This window comes from uncultured Draconibacterium sp., assembly GCF_913063105.1.
Classification (GTDB): domain Bacteria; phylum Bacteroidota; class Bacteroidia; order Bacteroidales; family Prolixibacteraceae; genus Draconibacterium.
Window position 1 is genome coordinate 106,884 of record NZ_CAJXYQ010000013.1, and the last position, 24,358, is coordinate 131,241.

Annotated in this window: 22 protein-coding genes; 11 read left to right on the forward strand and 11 right to left on the reverse strand. The window is 38.3% G+C overall.

What is annotated here, in order from left to right:
* Both QZ574_RS13295 and QZ574_RS13300 read right to left on the reverse strand, forming a co-directional pair.
* Window positions 1-531 carry a hypothetical protein gene (locus QZ574_RS13295; protein ID WP_297090279.1) on the reverse strand — a complete coding sequence of 177 codons (531 nt, stop codon included), beginning with the start codon at window positions 529-531 and terminating at the stop codon, window positions 1-3.
* Between the two features lie 5 nt (window positions 532-536).
* Complete coding sequence (locus QZ574_RS13300; protein ID WP_297090282.1) at window positions 537-1,382, reverse strand: SPFH domain-containing protein; 846 nt, start codon at window positions 1,380-1,382, stop codon at window positions 537-539.
* Between the two features lie 157 nt (window positions 1,383-1,539).
* Between QZ574_RS13300 and nhaA the strand changes: the two genes are divergently transcribed.
* Window positions 1,540-2,853 (forward strand): Na+/H+ antiporter NhaA, encoded by a 1,314-nt coding sequence (gene nhaA, locus QZ574_RS13305; RefSeq protein ID WP_297090284.1) that lies wholly within the window; start codon window positions 1,540-1,542, stop codon window positions 2,851-2,853.
* Between the two features lie 33 nt (window positions 2,854-2,886).
* Here the strand turns inward: nhaA and QZ574_RS13310 are convergent, their stop codons facing one another.
* Together QZ574_RS13310 and QZ574_RS13315 are read right to left on the reverse strand one after the other, a co-directional pair.
* Window positions 2,887-3,075 (reverse strand): hypothetical protein, encoded by a 189-nt coding sequence (locus QZ574_RS13310; RefSeq protein WP_297090286.1) that lies wholly within the window; start codon window positions 3,073-3,075, stop codon window positions 2,887-2,889.
* 55 nt (window positions 3,076-3,130) lie between these two features.
* Window positions 3,131-3,724: a sigma-70 family RNA polymerase sigma factor gene (locus QZ574_RS13315; RefSeq protein WP_297090289.1), complete on the reverse strand. Its 594-nt coding sequence runs from the start codon at window positions 3,722-3,724 to the stop codon at window positions 3,131-3,133.
* 160 nt (window positions 3,725-3,884) lie between these two features.
* On the opposite strand from QZ574_RS13315, the gene uvrA reads away from it, so the two are divergent.
* Window positions 3,885-6,683 (forward strand): excinuclease ABC subunit UvrA, encoded by a 2,799-nt coding sequence (gene uvrA / locus QZ574_RS13320; RefSeq protein ID WP_297090291.1) that lies wholly within the window; start codon window positions 3,885-3,887, stop codon window positions 6,681-6,683.
* A gap of 49 nt (window positions 6,684-6,732) precedes the next feature.
* On the opposite strand, the gene QZ574_RS13325 is transcribed toward uvrA, so the two are convergent.
* The 3 genes from QZ574_RS13325 to QZ574_RS13335 form a co-directional block, all read right to left on the reverse strand.
* Window positions 6,733-7,179 (reverse strand): OsmC family protein, encoded by a 447-nt coding sequence (locus QZ574_RS13325; RefSeq protein WP_297090293.1) that lies wholly within the window; start codon window positions 7,177-7,179, stop codon window positions 6,733-6,735.
* Between the two features lie 101 nt (window positions 7,180-7,280).
* A complete protein-coding gene (locus QZ574_RS13330) occupies window positions 7,281-7,700 on the reverse strand; it encodes a hypothetical protein (protein ID WP_297090295.1) in 420 nt (139 codons plus the stop codon).
* On the reverse strand, window positions 7,687-9,057 hold the full coding sequence (locus QZ574_RS13335; RefSeq protein WP_297090297.1) for an MATE family efflux transporter: 1,371 nt from the start codon (window positions 9,055-9,057) through the stop codon (window positions 7,687-7,689). The genes QZ574_RS13330 and QZ574_RS13335 overlap by 14 nt, the downstream gene beginning before the upstream one ends.
* Before the next feature lie 99 nt (window positions 9,058-9,156).
* On the opposite strand from QZ574_RS13335, the gene QZ574_RS13340 reads away from it, so the two are divergent.
* From QZ574_RS13340 to QZ574_RS13350, 3 genes are read left to right on the forward strand one after another with little or no spacing between them, the layout of a single operon-like run.
* Complete coding sequence (locus QZ574_RS13340; protein ID WP_297090299.1) at window positions 9,157-9,663, forward strand: HEAT repeat domain-containing protein; 507 nt, start codon at window positions 9,157-9,159, stop codon at window positions 9,661-9,663.
* A 13-nt stretch (window positions 9,664-9,676) separates the two neighbouring features.
* Complete coding sequence (locus QZ574_RS13345) at window positions 9,677-10,657, forward strand: type IX secretion system membrane protein PorP/SprF (RefSeq protein ID WP_297090301.1); 981 nt, start codon at window positions 9,677-9,679, stop codon at window positions 10,655-10,657.
* A 45-nt stretch (window positions 10,658-10,702) separates the two neighbouring features.
* Complete coding sequence (locus QZ574_RS13350; protein WP_297090303.1) at window positions 10,703-11,683, forward strand: type IX secretion system membrane protein PorP/SprF; 981 nt, start codon at window positions 10,703-10,705, stop codon at window positions 11,681-11,683.
* On the opposite strand, the gene QZ574_RS13355 is transcribed toward QZ574_RS13350, so the two are convergent.
* The 4 genes from QZ574_RS13355 to QZ574_RS13370 all read right to left on the reverse strand — a co-directional run bounded on the left by QZ574_RS13355 (window position 11,667) and on the right by QZ574_RS13370 (window position 16,009).
* Window positions 11,667-11,834, reverse strand: coding sequence for a hypothetical protein (locus QZ574_RS13355; protein ID WP_297090306.1), 168 nt, complete (start codon window positions 11,832-11,834; stop codon window positions 11,667-11,669). The two genes, QZ574_RS13350 and QZ574_RS13355, sit on opposite strands and share 17 nt — an antisense overlap.
* Before the next feature lie 153 nt (window positions 11,835-11,987).
* A complete protein-coding gene (locus tag QZ574_RS13360) occupies window positions 11,988-14,243 on the reverse strand; it encodes a PKD domain-containing protein (protein ID WP_297090308.1) in 2,256 nt (751 codons plus the stop codon).
* 12 nt (window positions 14,244-14,255) lie between these two features.
* On the reverse strand, window positions 14,256-15,245 hold the full coding sequence (locus QZ574_RS13365) for a dihydroorotate dehydrogenase-like protein (protein ID WP_297090310.1): 990 nt from the start codon (window positions 15,243-15,245) through the stop codon (window positions 14,256-14,258).
* A gap of 95 nt (window positions 15,246-15,340) precedes the next feature.
* Window positions 15,341-16,009 (reverse strand): YggS family pyridoxal phosphate-dependent enzyme, encoded by a 669-nt coding sequence (locus tag QZ574_RS13370; RefSeq protein ID WP_297090312.1) that lies wholly within the window; start codon window positions 16,007-16,009, stop codon window positions 15,341-15,343.
* A 112-nt stretch (window positions 16,010-16,121) separates the two neighbouring features.
* Here QZ574_RS13370 and QZ574_RS13375 point away from each other — a divergent pair, with 112 nt between their 5' ends.
* From QZ574_RS13375 to QZ574_RS13400, 6 genes are all read left to right on the forward strand, one after another.
* Window positions 16,122-17,099 carry an aminodeoxychorismate synthase component I gene (locus tag QZ574_RS13375; protein WP_297090314.1) on the forward strand — a complete coding sequence of 326 codons (978 nt, stop codon included), beginning with the start codon at window positions 16,122-16,124 and terminating at the stop codon, window positions 17,097-17,099.
* A gap of 32 nt (window positions 17,100-17,131) precedes the next feature.
* Complete coding sequence (locus QZ574_RS13380; protein WP_297090316.1) at window positions 17,132-17,731, forward strand: aminotransferase class IV; 600 nt, start codon at window positions 17,132-17,134, stop codon at window positions 17,729-17,731.
* A 103-nt stretch (window positions 17,732-17,834) separates the two neighbouring features.
* Complete coding sequence (gene xerA, locus QZ574_RS13385) at window positions 17,835-18,971, forward strand: site-specific tyrosine recombinase/integron integrase (RefSeq protein WP_297090318.1); 1,137 nt, start codon at window positions 17,835-17,837, stop codon at window positions 18,969-18,971.
* A gap of 399 nt (window positions 18,972-19,370) precedes the next feature.
* Complete coding sequence (dndC, locus tag QZ574_RS13390) at window positions 19,371-20,708, forward strand: DNA phosphorothioation system sulfurtransferase DndC (RefSeq protein WP_297090320.1); 1,338 nt, start codon at window positions 19,371-19,373, stop codon at window positions 20,706-20,708.
* Between the two features lie 8 nt (window positions 20,709-20,716).
* The gene (gene dndD / locus QZ574_RS13395; RefSeq protein ID WP_297090322.1) at window positions 20,717-22,816 is read left to right on the forward strand and encodes a DNA sulfur modification protein DndD; all 2,100 of its coding nucleotides are present in this window, start codon (window positions 20,717-20,719) and stop codon (window positions 22,814-22,816) included.
* A complete protein-coding gene (locus QZ574_RS13400; RefSeq protein ID WP_297090324.1) occupies window positions 22,806-24,356 on the forward strand; it encodes a DndE family protein in 1,551 nt (516 codons plus the stop codon). Before dndD ends, QZ574_RS13400 begins: the two co-directional genes overlap by 11 nt.
* Window positions 24,357-24,358: the final 2 nt, after the last annotated feature.

Sequence of the window (24,358 nt, forward strand, 5' to 3'; positions counted from 1 at the left end):
TTACTCCTCCTCTTTCATTAGCTTATGCATGGCGTATTCGATAGCTTGTTGTTTTTGTGTTCCAATTAAAAATTTCTTTCCATTTATCAGCTGCAGTTGCAAACCGGTTCTTCCCGAAACAATCCATGCACTTCCGTATTTTCGCCTGCGCTTTATACCGTAACCACCATATTCCCAATTAGGTTTATACTGCCGCACAGCATAGCTGGCAATTTCTTCAGGCTTTATTATTTTCCATTTTCGAACTAAAGGCGGAAAGGAAACATAAAGCTTTTCGCTTGTAATTTTTGTGCGAAGTTTTAAACGCATTACTATAAAAAAAACAAAAGCTAATAGCAGCAGCAACGACAAGCCGGTAACAATCAATCCTTCGGTACTCATTGGATTATCGCCAAATGGCCGATTTAACACCTTCTGGTTGTAAATTCCTACACCAAAAGGTATGGCAACACAGGCAATAGTTGAACCAATTATAAGCCACATCCACCATTGGTTAAACCGTTGTTCTTCTTGAAAAAGAACCTTTTCCATGGTTTTTAATATAAGGTTCCTGTGTTTACAATCGGCGTAGCATCCTTATCGCCACATAATACAACCATTAAATTACTAACCATGGTAGCTTTTTTCTCCTCATCAAGGTCTACAATTTGCTTCTGACTGAGTTCTTCGAGAGCCATTTCCACCATACTAACAGCGCCTTCAACAATTTTATAACGTGCAGCAACGATTGCTGTTGCCTGCTGACGTTTCAACATGGCCTGCGCAATTTCCTGGGCATAAGCAATATGGTTTATGCGTGCTTCAATAACGTGTATTCCCGCAATCTCCAGTCGTTCAACAATTTCTTTTTCAAGTTGCTCGTTTACTTCCTCGGTACCATCACGCAAGGTAACTTTGGCCGATTCGTCTTCAATATTGTCATACGGATACATACCGGCTAATTTTCGCAGAGCGGCCTCGCTTTGCACCACCACAAAATGCTCGTATTCATCTACTCCAAAGGCAGCTTTATAGGTTTCCTCCACCTTCCACACCAACACTAAACCAATCATTATCGGGTTACCCAATTTGTCGTTTACCTTAATCGTTTCGCTATCAAAATTACGGGCACGCAGCGAAATCTTTTTCTTAACAAAAAAGGGGTTTACCCAATAGAAACCATTGGTTTTAATGGTTCCGCGGTAAGCTCCAAATAAAATCATTACGCAACTTTGATTCGGATCGACTACCGTAAAACCAATGGCTCCCAAGATAAAAACAGGGATTAAGACGATTGCGGGCCCAATCATTCCTCGCATAAAACCAAAAACGATTAAAACCAACAAAACAAGTTCCAGAAATAAGAACAGATAACCAGATAATGCAGAATATTGTTTTTCCATGACATTAATTTTTTAGTATTTTGATATTATTTTGATATCAAATATCGGAAAAATATATTTACCAGGCAATATTTATTCTCGAAATAATTTTTGCAATTTGACTAATCTCTTTAAACAAATTATCTTTACTCACGTTTTTTCCTAAAACAAAGTAAAAATGAAATTCATAAAAGAACCTATAAATCGATTTATTAAGCTTGAAACATCAAGCAGTATTATATTATTTACAGCCTCCATTGCAGCTTTAGTTCTGGCCAACTCAAGTTTAAGTGAATCTTTTCTGGGTTTCTGGAAAAATTACGTCACTATTAGTTTACCTGGATTTGAGCTATCTAAACCCGTATTAAAATGGATAAACGATGGCTTAATGGCCATTTTCTTTTTTCTAATTGGTTTAGAAATAAAACGTGAAATTTTAATAGGAGAATTAAGCGACATTAAAAAGGCTTCGTTACCTATTTTAGCAGCTCTCGGAGGAATGATTTTTCCCGCCCTCCTTTTTGTAGCCTTAAATAAGGGAAATGCAGGAATGGAAGGATGGGGAATCCCAATGGCAACCGACATCGCATTTTCTCTCGGTATTTTAACCTTGCTCGGCAAGCGGGTTCCGGTTGGGTTGAAAGTTTTTTTAATGGCCTTTGCTATTATTGATGATCTGGGGGCAGTACTGGTCATTGCTTTCTTTTACAGCTCGAAATTAATTTGGGCCAACATAGCAATTGGCTTAGCTATTGTTGTCGCGCTTGCCATTCTGACGCGATTTAAACTTTATACAAAATACTTATATTTTATTGCCGGCGCCATCGTTTGGGTGCTATTTCTGAAATCCGGAATTCACTCAACAATTGCCGGAGTACTAATGGCACTTACCATTCCTATTGATCGACATATTAACACCAATATTTTTTATGAGAAAGGAAAAGAAATACTTGACGGTTTTAAACAGGAGTGTGATAATCAGGATGAGAACAAAACCATTCTTAATCACCATCAATTAAATGCCATCGATCAGATGGAAGAACTTACCGAAAAAACGGCCTCTCCCATTCAATTTCTCGAACATCGTCTGCATGGCTGGGTAGCTTTTATAATTTTACCATTATTTGCTTTTGCAAATGCCGGTGTAGTTTTTAGTTTTTCGGGAGATACCAATACCACCCTGGCAAGTAATATTGCTTTTAGTCTTGTAATTGGAAAGTTTGTGGGAATTTTCCTTGTATCGTTCATTGCTATAAAGTTTAAACTCTCAGAACTACCTAAAAATGTCAATTACATGAATCTGGCCGGCGTATCCATGCTTGGTGGGCTTGGATTTACAATGGCTTTATTTATCAATAACCTTGCCTTTAGCGACGAGATTCTTATTAATTCTGCAAAAATGGGCATTTTACTTGGCTCGTTTGTGGCAGGATTAGCTGGTTATGTATTGCTACGAATTTCAGCGGGCAAAAAAAATCCTTCAGCAATTTAGCTGAAGGATTTTTTTAAATCCATTACTTTAATTTTAATTCAAGTTCATTTCAACATGTCCCGTCAATTCGCTTTCTAAAACATCATACGACCGGGCAAAATCCAGTATGTTTTTTACACACTGGTCTGATGGTTCTAAATCCATCGGTTTTGTTTCACTTTCAAATTCGCTTTGAATATTGTTTACAAAATAAATCAAGGTAGAGTAATCCATCATAGGCATTAAAATTATTTTCTTTTAAAACGCCTTACTCTCCTCAATATTGTGTTAACAATAGTTAAATAGCTGTGAGGTTCAGCTTTTTTTCTTCCATTAATTTTCGAAGATTTATTAAAGCATACCGCATACGCCCCAGGGCCGTATTTATACTTACATCGGTTTGCTCAGCAATTTCCTTAAAGCTCAGCCCCATGTAGTGTCGCATATGAATTACTTGTTGCTGATCCTCAGGAAGTTCATTTACCAGGTGTTTCACTTCTTTTAAAATTTGCGCATACACCATCTGATCCTCAATAGTTTGTTCTGAAAACTTTTGCGAGTTAAAAATATCTACATCTGTACTGTCGTTTGATATGGTACCCTGCAGCTTTTCTTTTCTGAAATGATCGATAATCAGGTTGTGGGCAATCCGAAGCACCCAGGATACAAACTTACCGTTTTCAATATACTTTCCTCTTTTTAGGGAACGGATAACCTTAATAAAAGTATCCTGAAAGATATCTTCCGCCAGTTCCTGATTTTTGACAATAAGCAAAATATACGAAAACACTCTGCTTTTGTGTCTAACTATTAATGTCTCAAGTGATTCTTGATCGCCTTGTATAAAACGTTGAACGAGTTCATTATCGTTCAGTTTACTTAGTCTGAACATTACCTTCTATTTATGTGTAAACAAAAAGTAAAGTTTATCTATAGGCGTTTAATTTTTAGTGAAGTAAAACTATTATTCTAATTTTGTACCGTTCAAAAATGAAACATTTTACCGACAAAAGCAAGTTTTTTTAACATTTTATCGCATTTCTTAAAAAATTATGTCCAATAGCAAAAATGCTAAATACATTGAGATTCAGAACGCAAGAGTTCATAATCTCAAAAATATAAGCCTAAAAATTCCACGAAACAAATTCATTGTTGTAACAGGCGTTTCGGGGTCGGGGAAATCATCGCTGGCCTTCGACACTTTGTTTGCAGAAGGGCAACGGCGTTACGTTGAAAGCCTTTCGTCATACGCACGTCAGTTTTTAGGCCGAATAAATAAACCCGAGGTTGATTTTATTAACGGCATACCGCCTGCCATTGCCATCGAACAAAAAGTGAATACACGTAATCCGCGATCAACAGTAGGTACTTCAACCGAAGTGTACGATTACCTGAAATTACTTTATGCAAGGGTTGGACAAACTATCTCTCCGGTATCGGGGCAAGTGGTTTCGCGCAACAGTGTTACCGACGTGGTAGATTTTGTAAACGGTTTTAAGGAAGGTACTCGTTTAATTATTGCAGCTCCGCTAGCGGCAAAAAATGGAAGAACCATGCTTCAGGAAATCGAATTGCTGATGCAACAGGGATTTTCGCGCATTGAAACCGACAACGAAATTCTGCGTATTGATGAGCTTGTTCAGAACAATTCTGATAAGTTATGTTCGGATACCTGTAACCTGGTTATCGACCGCATTGCGGTGAAGCACGATGAAGACACACAAAGCAGGTTGGCCGATTCGGTTCAAACAGCATTTTTTGAAGGCCATGGCGAATGCACCGTAAAAATTTACCTGAAAGAAGGTGTTGAAACAAAAATTTTCTCGAACCGATTTGAAGCCGATGGAATTGAGTTTGAAGAACCAACAGTTCACATGTTCAGCTTTAACAACCCGGTTGGCGCGTGTCCTACCTGCGAGGGTTACGGCAAAGTAATTGGGATTGATGAAGACCTGGTAATTCCGAACAAATCATTATCGATTTACCAGGATGCCATTGCCTGCTGGAAAGGTGAAAAAATGAGTAAATGGAAAAACCAACTTATTTACACCGCAGATAAATTCAATTTTCCGATACACAAGCCCTTTTACGAACTCAGCGACGAACAAAAGTTTTTGATTTGGACAGGCAACGGCTATTTTGAAGGACTCAATCAATTTTTTAAGCACCTCGAAGAGGGCAGCTATAAAATTCAATACCGGGTAATGTTATCGCGCTACCGCGGAAAAACCATTTGTCCGGAGTGCAAAGGAAGCCGCTTAAAAAAAGAAGCCGCTTATGTAAAGGTCGCCGGAAAATCGTTGCAAGAATTGGTTTTAATGCCGGTTTCAGAGCTTCGCGGTTTTTTCGCTTCACTTGAGCTTAGCCCACACGAACAAAAAGTTGCTAAACGCATACTCATCGAAATCACTAATCGTCTCGAGTTTTTATGCGATGTGGGCTTGGGTTACCTTACTTTAAACCGACTTTCGTCAACCTTGTCGGGTGGCGAATCGCAACGCATAAACCTGGCAACATCCTTAGGTAGCAGCCTGGTGGGCTCGCTTTATATTTTAGATGAACCCAGCATTGGGCTTCACTCCAGAGATACTGAAAAACTAATAAAAGTATTGCGCCGCTTACAAAAAGTTGGCAATACGGTATTGGTTGTTGAGCACGATGAAGACATTATCCGTGCTGCCGACCTTGTAATCGATATTGGCCCGCTTGCCGGTCAACACGGAGGCGAGGTTGTTTTTCAGGGAACACATAAAGAACTGGAAGAAAGCCCGACCAGTTTAACCACCAAATATTTGGTTGGAACCGAAGAAATACCGCTACCCCATCAACGGCGTAAGTGGACCAATGCAATTGAAGTGGTTGGCGCACGCGAAAACAACCTTAAAAATGTAACGGTAAAATTCCCGCTGAACACCCTCACTGTTATCACCGGTGTTAGCGGATCGGGAAAATCATCGCTTATTTCAAAAATTCTTAGTCCGGGTTTAACAAAAATTCTTGGTGGCTACGGCGAAAAAACAGGGCACCACGATGCCATTTTAGGCGACTACAAAATGATAAATGCGGTAGAATTTATCGACCAGAATCCTATAGGAAAGTCATCACGATCGAACCCGGTTACCTACCTGAAAGCTTACGATGAGATTCGGAAGTTATTTTCGGAACAGCAGGCCGCAAAAATACAGGGACTTAAGCCTTCTCATTTTTCGTTTAATGTTGATGGTGGCCGCTGCGATGAATGCCAGGGCGAAGGAACAATTAAAGTTGAAATGCAGTTTTTGGCCGATGTTTACCTCTTATGCGAAAGTTGTGGCGGGAAAAGATTTAAGGAAGACATATTGGATGTGCGCTACCGGGAGATGAATGTTGATGACATTTTAAACCTTACGGTTAACGAAGCTATTGAATTGTTCGCACAAGGAAAAAGTTCGACCGAAAAAAAGATTACAAAACGACTGAAGCCACTTCAAGATGTAGGCTTAGGCTATATTAAACTTGGACAATCGTCGAGTACTTTGTCGGGTGGTGAAAGCCAGCGTGTTAAACTTGCTTCGTTTTTGGCAAAAGAGAAGGACTCGCCTACCCTATTCATTTTTGACGAGCCAACCACGGGATTGCACTTTCATGATATCCGAAAACTACTGGATTCATTTAACGCGCTTATCTCTCGTGGCCATTCCATTTTAGTAATCGAGCACAACATGGATATTATTAAATCGGCCGACTGGATTATTGACCTTGGTCCAGAAGGTGGTGATAAAGGGGGAACACTGGTTTTTGAAGGAACACCTGAGGAGATTATAAAAAAGGAACAATCGTATACCGGCTTGGCACTTAAAGAAAAACTATAAAAAAAGAGCCGCCTCATCAGGCGGCTCTGAACCATTAAAATCTCACTATTTAAACAGTTGCATCTTCTACTACAACCGGTTTAATTACACTGGTTTTTGCAATATTATCTGCTATTGGGCAGCGCAATGCAATTTCCTTTAGCAGCTCTTCCTTTTCTTTTGTCGAAAGATCAGCATCAATATGCACATAGCTTCTTATTTCGGTAAACCCAGCTCTGCCTTCAGTCGTTTTTCCAAGCAAAAAGTCTTTGTCAATATCACCTTCTGCCATTACTCGAATTCCCTTAAGAGGTATGCGCCTTTGCTGCGCAATAATTCGCCCAATTGCACAAATGCAGGCGGGTAAAGAACTCAGAAAAATTTCTAACGGGTTGGGACCTTCGTCATTTCCTCCGGCCATTTTAGGCTGGTCGATTACAAATGGGTGCGAACAGTTAATTTGAGTGCTAAAAGTACGGCCCATTTCTCCGCTTACTTTTATAGTTGAAGTTGCCATAACATATACTATTGATTCATAATGAACAAATGTAATTTTAATTATCACAATCTTTTATGACTTTAGTCAAATAAAGAACATAATTTCATTATAAATTAAAATTAGGGTTTTAGTCGTTTCCACAAATTCCGTAGGAATAAAACCGCATACACCACTAACGGAGTTAACAAGACTAGAGCAGTAAGAATTAGCCAGCTTTTAAATTCCAGAGGAGCATTTTTGAACGAAAAAGTCCAATTTCCGGAAAGCAAAAATGCAATCAGGCCCCAAAACAGTGCCAATAAAATATTTAGCTGCAAAATTTTAACCATAACTGTTTTGACAGCATTAGTTTCTTTTTGAGGAAATAGCTGGAGCATTAACAATGCATACAAAGTAAGTAACAACCAAATAATGAAATTACCAAAAGGCAGCTCCCGGTCAGGAATGATACTCCTGGCCAATAAATCGGTATTAATAAACAGCAGGTAGGCTGTAAAAATTACCAATACCGGAAACAGAATAATATTAATTTTCTTCAACAACATTATTTTGAACTAAAAGCGGCAGTTTTTTCCATTCGCGAACCAATAAAAACCCAACAACGATAGCCGACATGGTATCAGCCAGGGGATAGCTGAGCCAAATTCCATCAATCGCCCAAAACTGCGGCAGAATGTACAACAGTGGAATTAATCCGATAACTTGTCTGAAAATTGTAGCGAACATCGATAACCCCGCCTTCCCAATGGCCTGGAAAAAATTAGATGCCACCACCTGAAATCCAACAAGGGGCAATGCCAAAACAACCAGCCTGAGACCTCTTACTGCTATTTCATAAAGTACCTGGCTATCGTTATTAAAAACCTTAATAATTGCACCAGGAAAGGCTTCAAGAAGAGCATAAGAAACAATGGCAATAAGCGTTGCTGCAATAAGCGATATTCGCAAAGTATCTTTTATACGTTTAACCGATTTGGCTCCATAATTAAAACCAATAATGGGTTGCGAAGCCATGTTTAAGGCCACAATTGCCATTATAACCAGGGTTAGAACAGAGTTTATAATCCCCATCGCTCCAACGGCCAGGTCGCCACCAAAATCAATTAGTTTTTTATTGAGAAGGCCTTGTACAAAACTACCGGCAATTTGCATGGAAAACGGTGCCATGCCAATTGCCAGAATTTCAAGTACAATATCCCACTTAATGTTGAGGTATTTTAATTGCAGCCTAACAACCGCACGCTTGCTTTTTGTAAAATGATACAACACCCACAGCATTAACACAAACATGGAGATTACAGTGGCATAAGCAGCTCCTTTTACCCCCATATCAAAAACAAAAATAAATATTGGATCGAGGATAATGTTGGTAACCGAACTGATTAGCATCGACACCATTGCCACACGCGCATTCCCTTCAGAACGAATTACATTATTTAACGAGAAGCCTATTACCATAAAAGCTACGCCTGCCAAAATAATATTGAGGTAATCGTTGGCATATTGAAATGTTTCTTCCGTCGACCCGAACGACCGTAAAATAGGAACTTTAAGTGCGTAAGTCACAATCATTATTATAATTGAAACCAAAATCATGAGCAGCAAACTCGTACCCAGGGTTTGTTCTGCACGCTCCATATTCTTTTTCCCCAGGTTTATCGACACATAAACACTGGCTCCGATACCAATGAGCATCCCGAAACCCATCATAATTAGCATTATGGGAAAAATTACAGAAATACCGGATAAAGCTTCAGCGCCAACACCTTGCCCAATAAAAATACGATCGACAATATTATAAAGTGCATTTACAAAAACCCCGATAAAAGCAGGTATAAAATATTTGAGCATTAAACGCCCAACATTTGCCTCCCTTAATTCTTCAATGTTTTTCATGTGCCCGGTAAAGGTAAGTAATCTGATTAAACATTTACCTCACTGCTTTGTTTTCGCACATTTAATAACGTAAATTTGCACCCTGATAAAAACGGAAGAATGAAGAAAACAAAAGTCGATCAGGCCATTAACAGTCAGCTCTTTTCTGCTGACAGCAAACAGGTTTTGCAGGCGTTAAACCTTTTAAAAGAACAAGGAAATGCGGAATACCTGCCCATTTTATTTGATTTGTTGCTTGCAGGTTGCGAACCAGAGGTGGAGCAGGAAATAGTAAAGTTGCTGGGCACTATTAAGGACAAGAATTCCATACCGTTTTTTGTGGATGCCCTGAAAAATGAAAAATATGTACCTATACGAAAAAAGATAACAACGGTTTGCTGGCAAAACGGGCTTGACTTTTCTGAACATATAGAAACTTTTACCGACCTGGTTATTACAGAAAACTGGGAAACGGCCTTTGAGGCATTTACGGTTATTGAAAATTTTGAACATTTTCCGGCACCGGATGTAATGAAACCCTTAAAGCTAAAAATTGCAGCCGCATTAAAGCTTGCCCAGGAACAAAAGGCCTACTTGCTTGAAGAACTGTTAAAATTATCTACCTGACAGCCTAGCGACATTGCGTAACACCATAAAAATACTGGTTTTTTGTGTTTTGCTGGGCCAGGCAAGCGGAAGTAGTGGGCAAAACGAAACCTACCTTCTGCCCTTTGGTAACCGGGCAGCCTTAAATCCGTCGTTTGCCGGGCTCAACAACAATTATTCGTACCATACGGGCAACCAGTATTATTTTATCAACAGCGAACAAACCTACAACCTTTTTTACGCCTCGTGGGACGCTTACTCCGATAAACTTAAAGGAGGTGTGGCATTAAGTTTTTCACAGGGACTGATAAGCCAAAGAAATATAAGCACCTCGCAGTTTGGGGCCTCCTATTCCGGGTTTCCAATCGCTACAAAAAATGGTGAGATTTTATTATCGGCAGGTACCAACCTGGGAGTAGGCACCAAACAATGGTCTGTTGCATTCCTTGACGAGGTACTAACTGATAAAGATGATGCTTCAAGTTTGCCGGGCAAAGCATTTTTGCGCTACGCCCTTATAAAACCACAGGTAGGTTTTTTGTGGATGAGCGAACAATTTCAGTTGGGACTTACGGCTGCCGTACCTTATCGGTTTGACATTGCCACGGACGCCATCGAACCTTTGGAGGAAAGCACACCGTTAAGCCTTACCTTATATCTGGCCAAAAAAATGAATAAAAAAATTCGGGACCTTTACTCCCGCCCCTTTTTGTTGTCGCCGGAATTAATTGTTTTTTACCACGAAGAGTTTATTTTTAGCCGCCTGCGCATGGTGTCGGAGCACACCAATAAAACATGGGGATTTTTTATTCAAAACGACTTTACCAACCAAATTCACACCTTTGGCGGAACGCTTGGTTATCGGAATAATTACGTGCGTTTAAACATTAATACGGGGCTGGGTATTCCAGGTCTTTCTGACTCGAATGCTTTTCTTTGCGAATTGTCGCTTCATATTATTGTCCCTCCTTTTAATTATTCGAAAAATTATCCGTGGTCGCCCGATAAAAACTAATTTGATTTTGTATTTTGGCGCATCTTTTTAACCAATAATAGCTTAATGAGCCTAAAAAAACTGGTATTTCTCTTTCTCCTGTTTCCATGTATCGCTTTTGCACAAGATCCGGGGTATTCTCAGTTTTTTGCCAATCCTTTACATTTAAATCCGGCATTTGCAGGTACCAGCGAGCTTCCCCGTTTGGTTTTTAATTATCGTAACCAATGGCCACAACAAGGAAACTCGTTTACCACTTACGCTATCTCGTACGATTTCCTGTTAAAAAAACGAAATGCAGGTCTTGGATTTCAGGCCTACCACGATCGGGAGCCGAATAACATTATTACGAGCAGTTCGGCAACTTTAGCATATTCATATCATTTACAACTGGGAAAGGAAAGTTTTATGACCCTGGGATTAAATGCCGGAGTTGTAGTAAAACAATTCGATACAAACAGTTTAATTTTTCCATCAGAAATTGACCAGTTAACCGGAACCATTAGCAACAGTGTGTTTGGTGCTGTTGATGAAGTAACAAAAAGTTACCCTGACTTTGCTTTTGGCGCCGTTGGCCAGCACCGCAGCGTTTTTTGGGGCGCCAGTGTGCATCATTTAAACACACCCAACGAATCGATTTATGAAGGCGACAACAAAGGGAAAGTTCCTATGAAAGTGACCCTTCATGCCGGAGCTCGTTTACACCGTTTTCATCATGATTTGCTCTCGCGCAGGTTTACCCTTTCGCCCAATGTGCTTTACCAACAGCAGGGTTCGTTTAAACAACTAAACCTTGGTATTTATATGATTGAAAAATCAGTATTGTTTGGGGCCTGGTTCAGGAATAATATTGATACACGCCCCGATGCACTTATTGCACTTATCGGCTTTGTGCGAAACAAATTCCAATTTGGCTACAGTTTTGATTATACCCTTTCAGAGTTATCAAATTACAGCCATGGGTCGCATGAGTTTTCATTAACATTTTTTATAGGAAGTAAGGGGAAAACACCCATTCGAAATAAATTGCTTATTCCCACACTTTAGCAACTTTCTTTGTTTGTTCGTGTTTTAATTCCCACGGCACAATAAAATGATCCTCTGTGTGAAAATCTCTCCTTTTCCTATCTGGATTATATCCTCCATAAAGCGGGAATTCTTTTTCCTGAAACGTATCCAATTCAAATTTTCTCTTCATACCTATGCTTTTTTTTATCGATTTTTGCACCAACACCTACTTTAAAATACCAACCATTAACCAATCCTTTCTACGTAATGAAGGGACAGAAAGATACTCACAAATATGACAAAAGTCAATTGTTTTAACACATTTTAGTGCAATCGATTGTAATCAGTACAAGAGAGTTACGTTGCCTTTTTGGCGGTGTGAGATTCCCCGAAAATCGTTAAATTCGATTACCCAGGTGTACACGCCGGAGGGTGCGGGATTTCCGTTTTTCATTTTTCCATCCCAGCCATTCTGCTGGCTGTTCGATTCAAAAACAACTTCGCCCCAACGATTAAATACCAACAGCTGGTAGCCGTCGTTGGACACGCCATCGGCATACACCCGAAATTCCCGATCTTCTTCTAAGGCGGCATTGGGCGAAAAGGCATTGGGCGGAAACAGCTTATCGAAGGCTACGCTAACTTGTTTTACCAGGCTGTCGGTACAGGCAAAGCTGTTACTCACTTCAAGGCTTATGGGGTAAATACCCATGGCACTGTAACGGTGAATCGGTTCTTTTTCTTCGGAAAAGGTGCTGTCGCCAAAGTCCCAAAAATAGAACATGGCTGCATGGCTGTTATTACTAAAGCTAATTTCAGGGTCGGTAATTAATACTTCCTGCGGATTAAAATTAAAATCGGCGTGCGGAACCGGGTACACCTTAATCATCGAATCATAAACGGCTGTATTTTCACAGGCATTTACATCCAAAACTGTAAGGCTTATGGAAAAAGAAAGCAGTTCGTCGCCTGAATTAATAAATGTATGCCCGGGATTTTCCTCGTTGGAGGTGTTACCGTCATCAAAATCCCACAGGTAACTTTGGGCCGGTTTGTTTGTAGCTGCCTCAAAGGTAGCAGAAAGTGGCGAACATCCTTCGGGGTTTTCAGCCGACACCAATATATCAGGTTTTACTTTTACTTCCATCGTGGCCGACTCATCAACACACCCTTTCTCGTTAACTTTAAGGGCAACGCTACGCTCAACATCCTCAAATCCCAACGGAATAAGCACACTGTCGACACCTACACCTACCTGAAAAACCTGCTTGTTATAATACCATGTAAACTCGGTTTCTTCAACAATAGTACCGGTAAAAGCAAGCTGCAGATTATAACCATAACATTCTGTTGAATCGAGGTCGAACACGGCCTGTGGCTGGTTGTAAAATTCGAAAAATATCGTATCCGCATACGGACAACCGGCGTCATCGATGGTATTTAACAGAAAAGAATAAACGCCATATTCTTCAACGCTTATTGTTGGCTGAAGCGTTAAGCTGTCGGCAACCTGAACGATGGACTCAAAAGGAATGAGCTCAACCAATGGCTTTTCATCCCCAATAAAAATTAAATCCACGGTGGCAGTTTTTGTTCCACAAAATAATGTTTGCACACGGTTGTAATCTAATTCCGGATGTTTGGTATCACGCACTTCGATGTAGGCTGTTGCCGAGAGTTGTAAATCGAGATTTTCCATTCCACCAAATTCAACAACATAGCCTTGCGGGAAATAATAACCGTTAGGGCTGTTTTTATCTCCCTCGTCAGAAAGGTCGTTCCATGATTTTGCTTTACCACTGGGGTCTACCACCATATGTGCATAATCTTCATCGTCGCCCCAGTTTTTTTGCACATTATTAGGTTCACCGTTGTTCCAGTACGAAAAATTACCGCCAACTGCTGAACCATTGTAGTTACCCCGCCAAAACTGAGTTCCGGCTTCGGGACCGGTTTCCCAAAACCATTCACCCTCATTTTTTGCATCGCTGGCACCAATCCATCCCACGCCATCAATTTTCGACCAGATAAAATTATTTTCAGTACTTGAAGTTATGGTAGCCAGATAACCTTTAAGGCCGTAATACTCCATTTCTTCTGCCGCTTTGCGTGCTTCGGTCCAACGAATTCCACGTTTTGCAATGTACTGGTAAAAGTGTTTGGTATACGGCAGATAATCGGCATCTAAAAGGCTTATTGAAAATTCGCGAATACCTACCTCCCTGTTTCCATTCTGATTGTAGTAATATATTTTTGATATGGCTTCGCGGTATTGTTCGTCTGTACCAACACCACTTATTTCGAGTGTTCCATTGGCACTGTTCCAGTTATACTTTAAAGAGCCAACAGCTTCGTATCCGAGCATATCCTCGTTACGCTCATAGTTAACAATTGACACTTGCATTCCTTTGTCAGCAGCATCTATATCAATATGTTGCACAATAATACCTGGTGCCACCAATACTGATTCGGAACAATAAACGACAGCCTCTGTATCGGCATTATCAATAACCGGCACATTATTTTGCGCATATAAAAAACCGGCCCTTCCAACAATACAAAAAAATGCAATAAGAAAAACCGGTTTAATTTTATACATAGCTTTTGCGGCTTACTTCCTGTTGGAAAAATATTTCATGAATTGTGAGCGCTCGTACATAAACGGATCGGGAATATTTTTATAGGAAAGTCGTCCTCTGAAATCGTCGATTGATTTAAAGTTCCAATTTTGCATAAAAGTTCTTAGTTCCTTCAATATTTCGCCAACAACCGGGGTACCGTTAAGGTATAAGGTAGAACACAGTTGTGCGACCTGGGCGCCGGCAAGTAATTGTTTCACCACGGCAGTTCCGTCGTGAATACCGGTTGATGCTGCAATATCAAGTTGTGTAACTGATGATGCTACCATACCCACCCAACGCAGTGAGCGGCGCAAATCGGCCGGAGTACTAAATACTTCAGACGATACCAACTCGAGGGTCTCCAGGTTAATATCGGGCTCGTAAAAGCGGTTAAACATTACCACACCTTTTGCACCGTGGGCTTTTAATTTATCGGCCATACCAATAATATTACTATGGTTTAGCCCAAATTTTACCGAAACCGGAATATTTACTTCCTGTTTTACTTTATCCAGCACATCGAGGTAAAGCTGTTCGATAAGGCCCGGTTTCTCGTGGCGGTCGGTTGGTAAATAAAAAATATTTAACTCGATAGCATCGGCACCGGCTTCTTCAAAATCTTTTGCAAAGCTTGTCCATTCGCTCGACGACACACAATTTACACTGGCAATTATGGGTACATCAACGGCAGCTTTTGCTGTTTTCACCAATTCCAGGTGGCGGGTTACCGAGTTGTCGCGCAGGTAATTTTTTATATAATCTTCAGCCTCGGGGTAAGCCATATTTTGCTGATCTTTCTCAAGCATACTGCTTACCTCGTTATTAATTTGCTCTTCAAAAATGGATTTTAATACAATTGCTCCAATTCCGGCATCGGCAAGTTCCTTAATTTTTTCAACAGAGCTGGTTAATCCGGAGCTGGCTGCAAGCAGTGGGTTTTTAAGCGTTAATCCGAGGTATGTAGTTTCTAAATTTGCCATAATAAAAGTTTTAAGTTAAAAGCTCAGCATTGTTTGTTCGAAAACTGTTAGCTTCTCGCCGCGCTGTTCTTATTTAAAAAATCTGTTTGTTTCAATTAATAATTTCGTGCTCCAAAAATTTTACTGCCTACACGAATCATTGTGCTTCCTTCTTCAACAGCAATCGGATAATCGCCCGACATGCCCATTGATATTTCTGTAAAAGATTCGGAATCGGAAAAATATCTATTTTTCAGCGAATTAAAAATATTTTTTAACACGCGAAACTCGTTTCTTACCTGATTTTCGTCGTTACTATAAGTTGCCATGCCCATAACGCCCACAATAGCTACATGTTGCAATTGCTGTACAGCCTCTGAACTTAAAATCTCGTCGGCCTCCCCGGGCGAAAGACCAAATTTTGTGCTTTCCTGAGCAATATGAAATTGCAACAACACCTTAATTACCCGCTTGTTTTTAGCACCTTCTTTATTTATCGTTTTTAAAAGCTTTAACGAGTCTACTCCGTGGATAAGAGCAATAAACGGAGCAATATATTTCACCTTATTGCTTTGCGGGTGACCAATAAAATGCCATTCAATATCTTTTGGAAGCTCTTCGTATTTTTTGCATAAATTCTGCACTTTGTTTTCGCCAAAAATACGATGCCCCACCCGGTAAGCTTGCATTATTTCTTCGTTGGGTTTGGTTTTCGATACCGCAACCAGGCGCACGTTATTGGGTAAACTGCTTCGTATTTCTTCAATATTCCTCCCTATATCCATCGAATGTGTGAATTTGCTGTAAAAATAGAAATAAAGTTGGAATGGTTTTACATATTCCTATTCAATATTGGGTGTGGCGGTACCGGCTATTTTAATATTTTTGCAGCACAAAATGCATAAAAAAGAAAACATACGGGTGCAGATGAACGAATTGGGGCGGTTAAACCAAGCCTTCGTTTTTATCATTAATTTTGAGGCCGACCATGCGCTAATTTTTTCTCCCGATGATAGCTCGCAGCTGTTGTGGCAAACCAGGCAAGCAGGCAATTTTGAAACGGCCAAAACAAAAACCACCACGATGCAATGGGAAATCGATCCGGTTGCTTTTAGTGCCTATCAGCAAGGATTTTCGCGGGTACAGCAACACATTCACAACGGCGATACCTATTTGTTAAACTACACCCAACCAACGGCTGTAAAAACCAACCTATCGCTTGAAGAAATTTTTCATGAAAGCCAGGCGCGCTATAAAGTGTTGCTAAAAGATAGATTTGTTTGTTTTTCGCCCGAGATTTTTGTCCAAATTGAGGCGGGTAAAATTTCGTCGTTCCCGATGAAAGGGACGATGGATGCAACTTTACCAAACGCCAAGGAACACCTGTTAAACGACTCGAAAGAACTGGCCGAACACCATACCATTGTTGACCTCATTCGTAACGACCTGAGCCTGGTAGCCGAAAATGTTACCGTAGAAAAATTCAGGTACCTGGAGCGTTTGAAAACCAATAGGCGCGACTTATGGCAGGTTAGCTCGAAAATTAGCGGTCAATTGCCCCAAAACTACACCGAATGTATTGGCGATATTGTATACAAGCTGTTACCGGCGGGCTCGATATGTGGGGCGCCAAAAAAGAAAACGGTTGAAATTATAAAAGCAACAGAAGGATACAAGCGTGGTTTTTACACCGGTGTTTTTGGTTATTTTGATGGTAAAAACCTGGACAGCTGTGTTTTGATACGGTACATTGAAAAACAAGAAAACCAGCTGGTATATAAAAGTGGCGGCGGGGTAACTTTTTTAAGCGATGCAAAAAGTGAATACGAAGAACTGGTGAAAAAAGTTTATGTTCCGCTGAAGGACAAAGATTGAAGGGGATGACAAGTACTTACAATTAACGATTTATGGAATTACTTGAAACAATAAAATGCAAGGATGGCAGGCTTTTTAACCTCCCCTATCACCAGGCGCGCTTTAATCTGGCCCTAACAAAATTTTTTCCTGGAGCGCAAAAACCCGAGCTTTCCGAGCTGATTAAAATCCCTGAAAGCTGTGCCTCTGGCTTGTTTAAATGCCGGGTTGTATATTCCGAAAAAATTAAACTGATTGAATTTTTACCTCACCAATACCGGCCTGTAAACAGTATCCGGTTAGTTGAAGCCAATAATATTAACTATAGCTGTAAATATGCCAACCGAAATGCGCTTCAGCAATTGTTTAGCCAGCGCGGCGGTTGCGACGATATACTGATGGTTAAACAGGACTGCATTACCGACAGCTTTACTGCAAATCCTGTTTTTTTCGATGGCATAAAATGGTGGACCCCCGACACCCCATTACTTGCCGGAACACAACGTGCCCGCCTGCTTGCCGAAAATAAAATATCGCTTTGCAGAGTTACCCTTAACAACCTGCACCGCTTTACAAAAATTGGCTTAATAAATGCCCTCCAGGATATGAGTGATATGCCTGTAATTCCCATCTCGCAACTAAAACACCAGTAAAAAAATAGCACAATGTATTTGTTTGGTTACAATGTTTTTGCATTCATTACCATTTTTATTTAACAAAAGTGAGTATATTTAGAGCACCAAAAACAGTAAACCGTTGAATACGCACCCACAAATAATACTGCAAAAAGGAATACACCACGCGCAACAGGTTATTTTTGTTCTTTTTGATTATAATAAAGAATTGAAAAAACACTTACGCGAGTTAACTCCTGCCATGTGGAGTAAAACCTACAACTGCTGGTACATTAAAGAAAGCGATTTTAACCTGAATTTCTTTTTTGTAAAATTCAGCGAACTGGCCTACATTGATTATTCAGAGCTAAAGAAACCGCTTAACAAGGTTCTGCAGCCAACGGCACGTCGCGACTATACATACCGCAACAATATTAAGCTTCCCAAACCCTATTCCGATAAATTAATTCAGAAACGGTATAGCGAAAGTACCCAACGCACCTACTCGGCTTATTTTAAGGACTTTCTGCATTTTTTCAGAGATGCTGACATTAATGATTTGAGCAAAGACGATATTAATGATTATATGCTAAAACTTGTGGCGGAAGATAAAATATCGGCAAGTGAGCAGAACCAACGCATAAATGCCATTAAGTTTTATTATGAGAAGATATTGGAGCGAGAGAAATTTCTTTACCATATTGACAGGCCCAGACGGAGCAGGCAATTGCCTAAAGTTTTGAGCAAAAGCGAAGTAAAAGAAATTATTAAACAGTGCAACAACTTAAAACACAAATGTATATTATCGTTGATTTATTCGGCTGGCTTACGCCGAAGCGAATTAATTAATTTAAAGGTTACAGAGATATACTCGGAGCGCCGATTAATAAAGATTGCTGATGCAAAAGGGAATAAAGACCGGTACACCTTGCTATCCGACGCCCTTTTAAATATGCTTCGTGATTATTATAAACAATTTCGTCCAAAGTTTTGGCTTTTTGAAGGAAATACAAATGGCTCGCAATACAGTGCCACTAGTATTGCAAATATTTTAAAAGAAGCTGCACGAAAAGCACGAATCTACCGAAGAGTAACACCACATATGTTACGACATTCGTTTGCCACACATTTACTGGAGCAAGGCACAGATCTAAGGTACATACAGGAACTCTTGGGCCATAGCTCGACAAAAACTACAGAGATTTACACCCATGTAACCAATAAAAATATTAGTAATATTAAAAACCCGTTGGATGAACTTTTTAACGATTCAACATAATATGTGTTCTTTCCACACCTATTTGGGTGTATAACAACAATAAGAAATTACGCTATAAGCGATATAACAACAATGATGATACACAGTAGTTACCAGCTAGTTAAAAACGCTTTTTAAAGCGTTTAAACAAGATAGACCCGACATGAAAAATGACAACCTTTTAACAAACGATACGATGAAATTGAAGGAGTTTATTTTCTCCCTCCCCGCTTTTGCCCTAATGGGCAATTGGAATTTTGGACAACATTTCAAGCCAACAGCCAACACACATTGCACACATTTGCAAAACCCACAAGCCGACCCATGATTCCTTTTTTGCAAAAGAGTGCAATTATTTCCACCCCACAATTACATTATGTACATTTGTGTGATTTTAAGTTTATTTTGAGAAAAACGTTAATGAAGAATAAGAAAATAGAACACATCATAAATGAAATAGTTGACCAATACTGTTATGCTGATTCAACCGAAAAACCATGGATAATTGGATTTAGTGGTGGTAAAGACTCAACTGTATTATTAACTCTTGTTTGGGAAGCTCTTTTAAAAGTAAGAGAAATGCCAACGCCATTTCAATTAAAAAGACCTGTGTATGTTGTTTGCAATGATACTCTAGTTGAAAATCCAATTGTAGTAGAATATGTTGAGAGAGTTTTAAACAAAATAAACATTGCGGCCAGAGAGCAAGATTTACCCATCTTTGTAAAAAAGACTATACCAAGACTTGAAGATTCTTTTTGGGTAAATATTATTGGTAAAGGTTATCCTGTTCCCAATAATGCATTTAGATGGTGTACAGACAAATTGAAAATTAAACCAACATCTCGTTTTATCAAAGAGCAAGTTGCAGATAATGGAGAAGCTATTATTCTAATTGGCACACGTTCTGCCGAAAGTGCAACAAGAGCAAAATCAATAAAAAAGCATGAAATAAAAGGCAAGCGACTAACAAAGCACCCCAATGAGTCAAATACATTTGTTTATGCACCAATACGCCACTTGATGCTTGAAGAAGTTTGGGGTATAATAAATGGACATCAATCACCTTGGGGTGCAAATAACTCAGAGCTTTTTAACATTTATGCCAATGCGAGTGCAGATGACTATGAATGTCCAACTATGGTTACAAATAAAGAGCATTCATCTTGTGGACAAAGTCGTTTTGGCTGCTGGACTTGTACTGTTGTAAAAGTAGATAAGTCAATGTCTGCATTAATAAACAATGGTTTTGAATGGTTAAATCCTTTATTGCAACTTCGAAATGTATTAGACAAAGAAAGAAATGAAATCAAGAATAGAATGCCGACACGCAGAGATGGTTCTCCTGCTGTAAATGAATTGGGAACATATTGGCCTGCTTATCGTGCTTCAATCTTAAAAAGAGTTCTTGAAACACAAAAACAGTTACAAGAAACAAAACCTCATTTGGAGCTAATTACGAATCAAGAATTAATAGCTATTCAGGTAATTTGGAATAGAGATTTGTTTTTTGACAAAAAAGTTTCGCAAATTTATAACGCAGTATTTAACATTAAGCTAGATATGAAAGACAAAGCTGAAAGACAAGAAAAAGAAAATCAACTTCTTCTTGATGCATGTAAAAACGATGACAGTGACTTTAACCTAATCCAAGACCTATTACAACTTCAAAAAAGTAAAACGCTTATGATTAGGAAACGAGGCTTACAAGCTGATATTGAAAATAGATTAGAAAGATTTATTAAAGACAATAATTAGTTGTTTCAATGATTATCAAAGAAATTGAATTAAATAACTTCAGAATCTACAAAGGGAAGAATAAGGTTCAGCTTGCTACTAATGATGATAAGAATATCATTATTGTCAGTGGAAAGAATGGCTTTGGAAAAACAACTTTTTTAATGTCATTAGTTTGGTGCCTATACGGTCGTCAAATGGAAGATGTTGACGATTTATATAGTAAAGAAATAAGGGATAATGGAGGTTATCCCAAATACATAGCCAATAGCCTAAACAGAAAAGCAAAAAACGAGGGAGAAACACAGTTCTCTGTATCAGTAACCTTTCAAGAGGTTGTCATTCCTGAAGTTCAATGTACAGAATTAAAAATAACCAGGACATATTCAACTGCAAGAGTTACAACTCCTGAAAAAGTTGAAATCTTAATTGATGGATATGATAATGAATTAACCCAAGAAGTTGGATCTGAAATTTTTATCAGAGAATTCATAATGCCTACTGAAATTGCCAAATTCTTTTTCTTTGACGCTGAAAAAATTGTAAGTCTGGCTGAAATAAACACTGCAGAACAAAGAAGAAGTTTAAGCCTTGCTTACTCAGAGGTACTTGGCATTAAAAAGTACGAAGATATGAAAGCCGAGCTGATTGGTGTTCAAAAGAAACTTCGGGCTGACTCGGCAGGTGCGGAAGAAAAAGCTCAATTAACTCACCTAAAAGCAGATGTTGAAGAATTTGAAGCTAAAATTGATGAGAATAAAACTACAATAAAAGACTTGGATGAGCAGATTAGCGAAAAGAAATATGAATCTAATCAAATTCAGGAAAAGCTCATTAAATCTGGAAGTACAATAACTGTTGAAGAACTTAACGAACTACGCAAAAAAGAATCAGAGTTAAATTCCATCATTTTTGAAGTCTCTGAACAACTTAAACACTCATACGAAATAATTCCACTAGCTATTGTTGGCAACTTACTAAATGATGTTAGAGACCAAGTTGAAGAAGAGTTCAAATTATCAACTGCTCAATTTGATCAAGAGAAAGTACAACGTGTTACGAAAGATGTTATTAATGATCTTATTTCACACAAAAAACCCGATAATCTAATAATAGATTATGAAGTGCAAGAGTACTATGTAAAAACTATTAAAGGACTAATTAAAAAGCACTTTTTTTCTGATACAATCGACATTCCTATTGACTATAAAGAGATTCACAGTTTTTCAGAAGTTGAAAGAAATGAGTTAAATGAAACAATTAATCAATTGAAACTATCATTTAACGAAAACTTTAAAAGAATAAGCGGAGAGTACAACAAGAGTAAAAATGAACTCAATGCTGTTAAAAAGAGAATTCGAGATGCTGAAGAAAATCAAGAAAATCCCATAATTCAAGCAGACAGAGAAAGAAAAGAAAAACTAGACAAAGAGATAGAGTCGCATTTCATGGAAATAGGAAAATTAAAACAAGAAAATGAAGACCTATCTACAGAAATCACAAAACAAAAAAAAGCAATTGATAAAATAACTGAACGAATTAAAGTTTCAAAACGTAACGAAAAGAAATATAAAGTAACAGAGCGCCTAATAAAAAACCTTCAAAAATTTATTTCAAACTTTAAAGAAGAAAAAAAGAAATCTTTAGAAAAACAGATTCTTGAAGGTTTACATACCTTAATGCACAAAAAGGGCTTTGTGAACAAAGTAGACGTGCAAATCATTGGTGAAGATATTGACATTAATTTAATTGATTCACGTGGCGATTACATTAACAAAGGGAATCTATCAAAAGGAGAGCAACAAATGTACGCTACGGCACTCCTGAAAGGTCTGGTTGAAGAATCATATATTAAATTTCCAGTTTTCATTGATTCTCCAATGCAAAAGTTTGATATAGATCATGCTCATAATATTGTAAAATACTTTTACCCAGAAGTGTCAGATCAGGTTGTTTTATTTCCTCTTATTAAAAAAGAAATGTCTCTTGAGGAATATGAGTTATTAATTCCTCATGTTTCCAATGCTTATTTACTAGACAATAAGAACAATGACAGTACTGAATTTAAGCATGTAAAGGCTGAAACACTATTTAGCGAATTTGATAAATTGAATGCAAATGCAGTTTAATATAACTACGTCGTCAGATAACAAAGAAGTTGTAAGGGATTTAACAAGAAGATTAAACCTTGGTTCTGAAAATCATATTTCCAGAATTGCTTTAACATATTCCTTAAAAACAAAAATAAAATTATCAATTACAAAAGACCTTAAGGACTCTAAAGGGAAGTCTTATAAGGACGATACATTCTTTGGTAAATACAAGAATTATTATGTTGCAATGCTGTGTCAACATTATAATCTGCATAAATCAAATACAGACATTGGCAAGTATGTAAAAATGCATGTTGACCATGGATTAGAGATGATAAATAAATTATTTGCAGATAATATTAATTATTCCGGTTTTGATTTTCTAATTGACAGCATTGATAGTGGTATATCTGAACTTGAAAGCTCCAAAGTAAGCTTGGAGCATATTGATAATTTTAATCAAAATATTGAAAAAACACATTCATGTAATCCATGGAAATTGCTAGTCGGCAAAGACGATATTGGTTCAGAAATATTTTTCACTCCAAACGATACCATCAAATATAGCAATGCCCATATAGCAGTTGCAGGTCAATCGGGTTCAGGAAAAACATATTTTGCGCAACGGATCTTAGAACGAATTGTTAAAGCAAGCGATTATCAAACAAACTTTTTATTCTTAGATTTTAAAGGAATAAGTGATTCGGAGAAAGACAGTAATGAGTTTAAAGGTTTCTTTACTGCAACAAGAGCTGAATTGATTGATACACCAAATAAACCATTTCCAGTTAATCCATTATCATTTATTGACAGTATCAATGAAAATAATAAGATACTTGGCATAAATAAATTTGTAGACATTATCACAGATTATGCAGGGTTGGGGAAAGTGCAAGTCCAGCAATTAAAAGAAGCAACAAAAAGAGCATTCGACAATCATCATGGAGGGAAATACCCAACTATTCAGGAAATCCTAAATAATGTTTTGGATATTGCAGGAGATAGACCATCTACCCTGACTGAAATACTTATTGGATTAAGTGAAATAAATTTATTTGACAACAATAATGACGGAGCATTCCTAAATAAAAATTACTATTTAAGCCTTTCTGGTGATTTAAGTAGAAATGTGCGGTTTACAGCAGCATTCCTAATTATCAATTATATATACAACACTTTCATGAACATGGAAAACTCTGTTGTTGAAAAAGATATTAAAGGCATGCGCTATGTTTTACTAATTGACGAAGCGCACAATGTCTTTAAAGACAAGAAGTCAAAAGAAATTTTGGAAAAAATTCTTAGAGAAATTCGCTCCAAAGGAGTTTCAGTAATTTTGTTATCTCAAGGAATTGAAGAATTTAATCAACCATCATTTGATTTTTCCAGCATGTGCGAGACTGCTTTTCTGATGAATATTAAATCTAAAAATGATCTAAGAATAATTAATAAATTCCTGGGATTTAGCGACAAAGAAAGTTCGAAAGTTGCTCGTTCTATGGAACAGATACAAAACAGACAAGCAATTTCAAATATAAAAGAGTTTGAAAAAGCTAAATTATTTAATGTTTGTTAGCG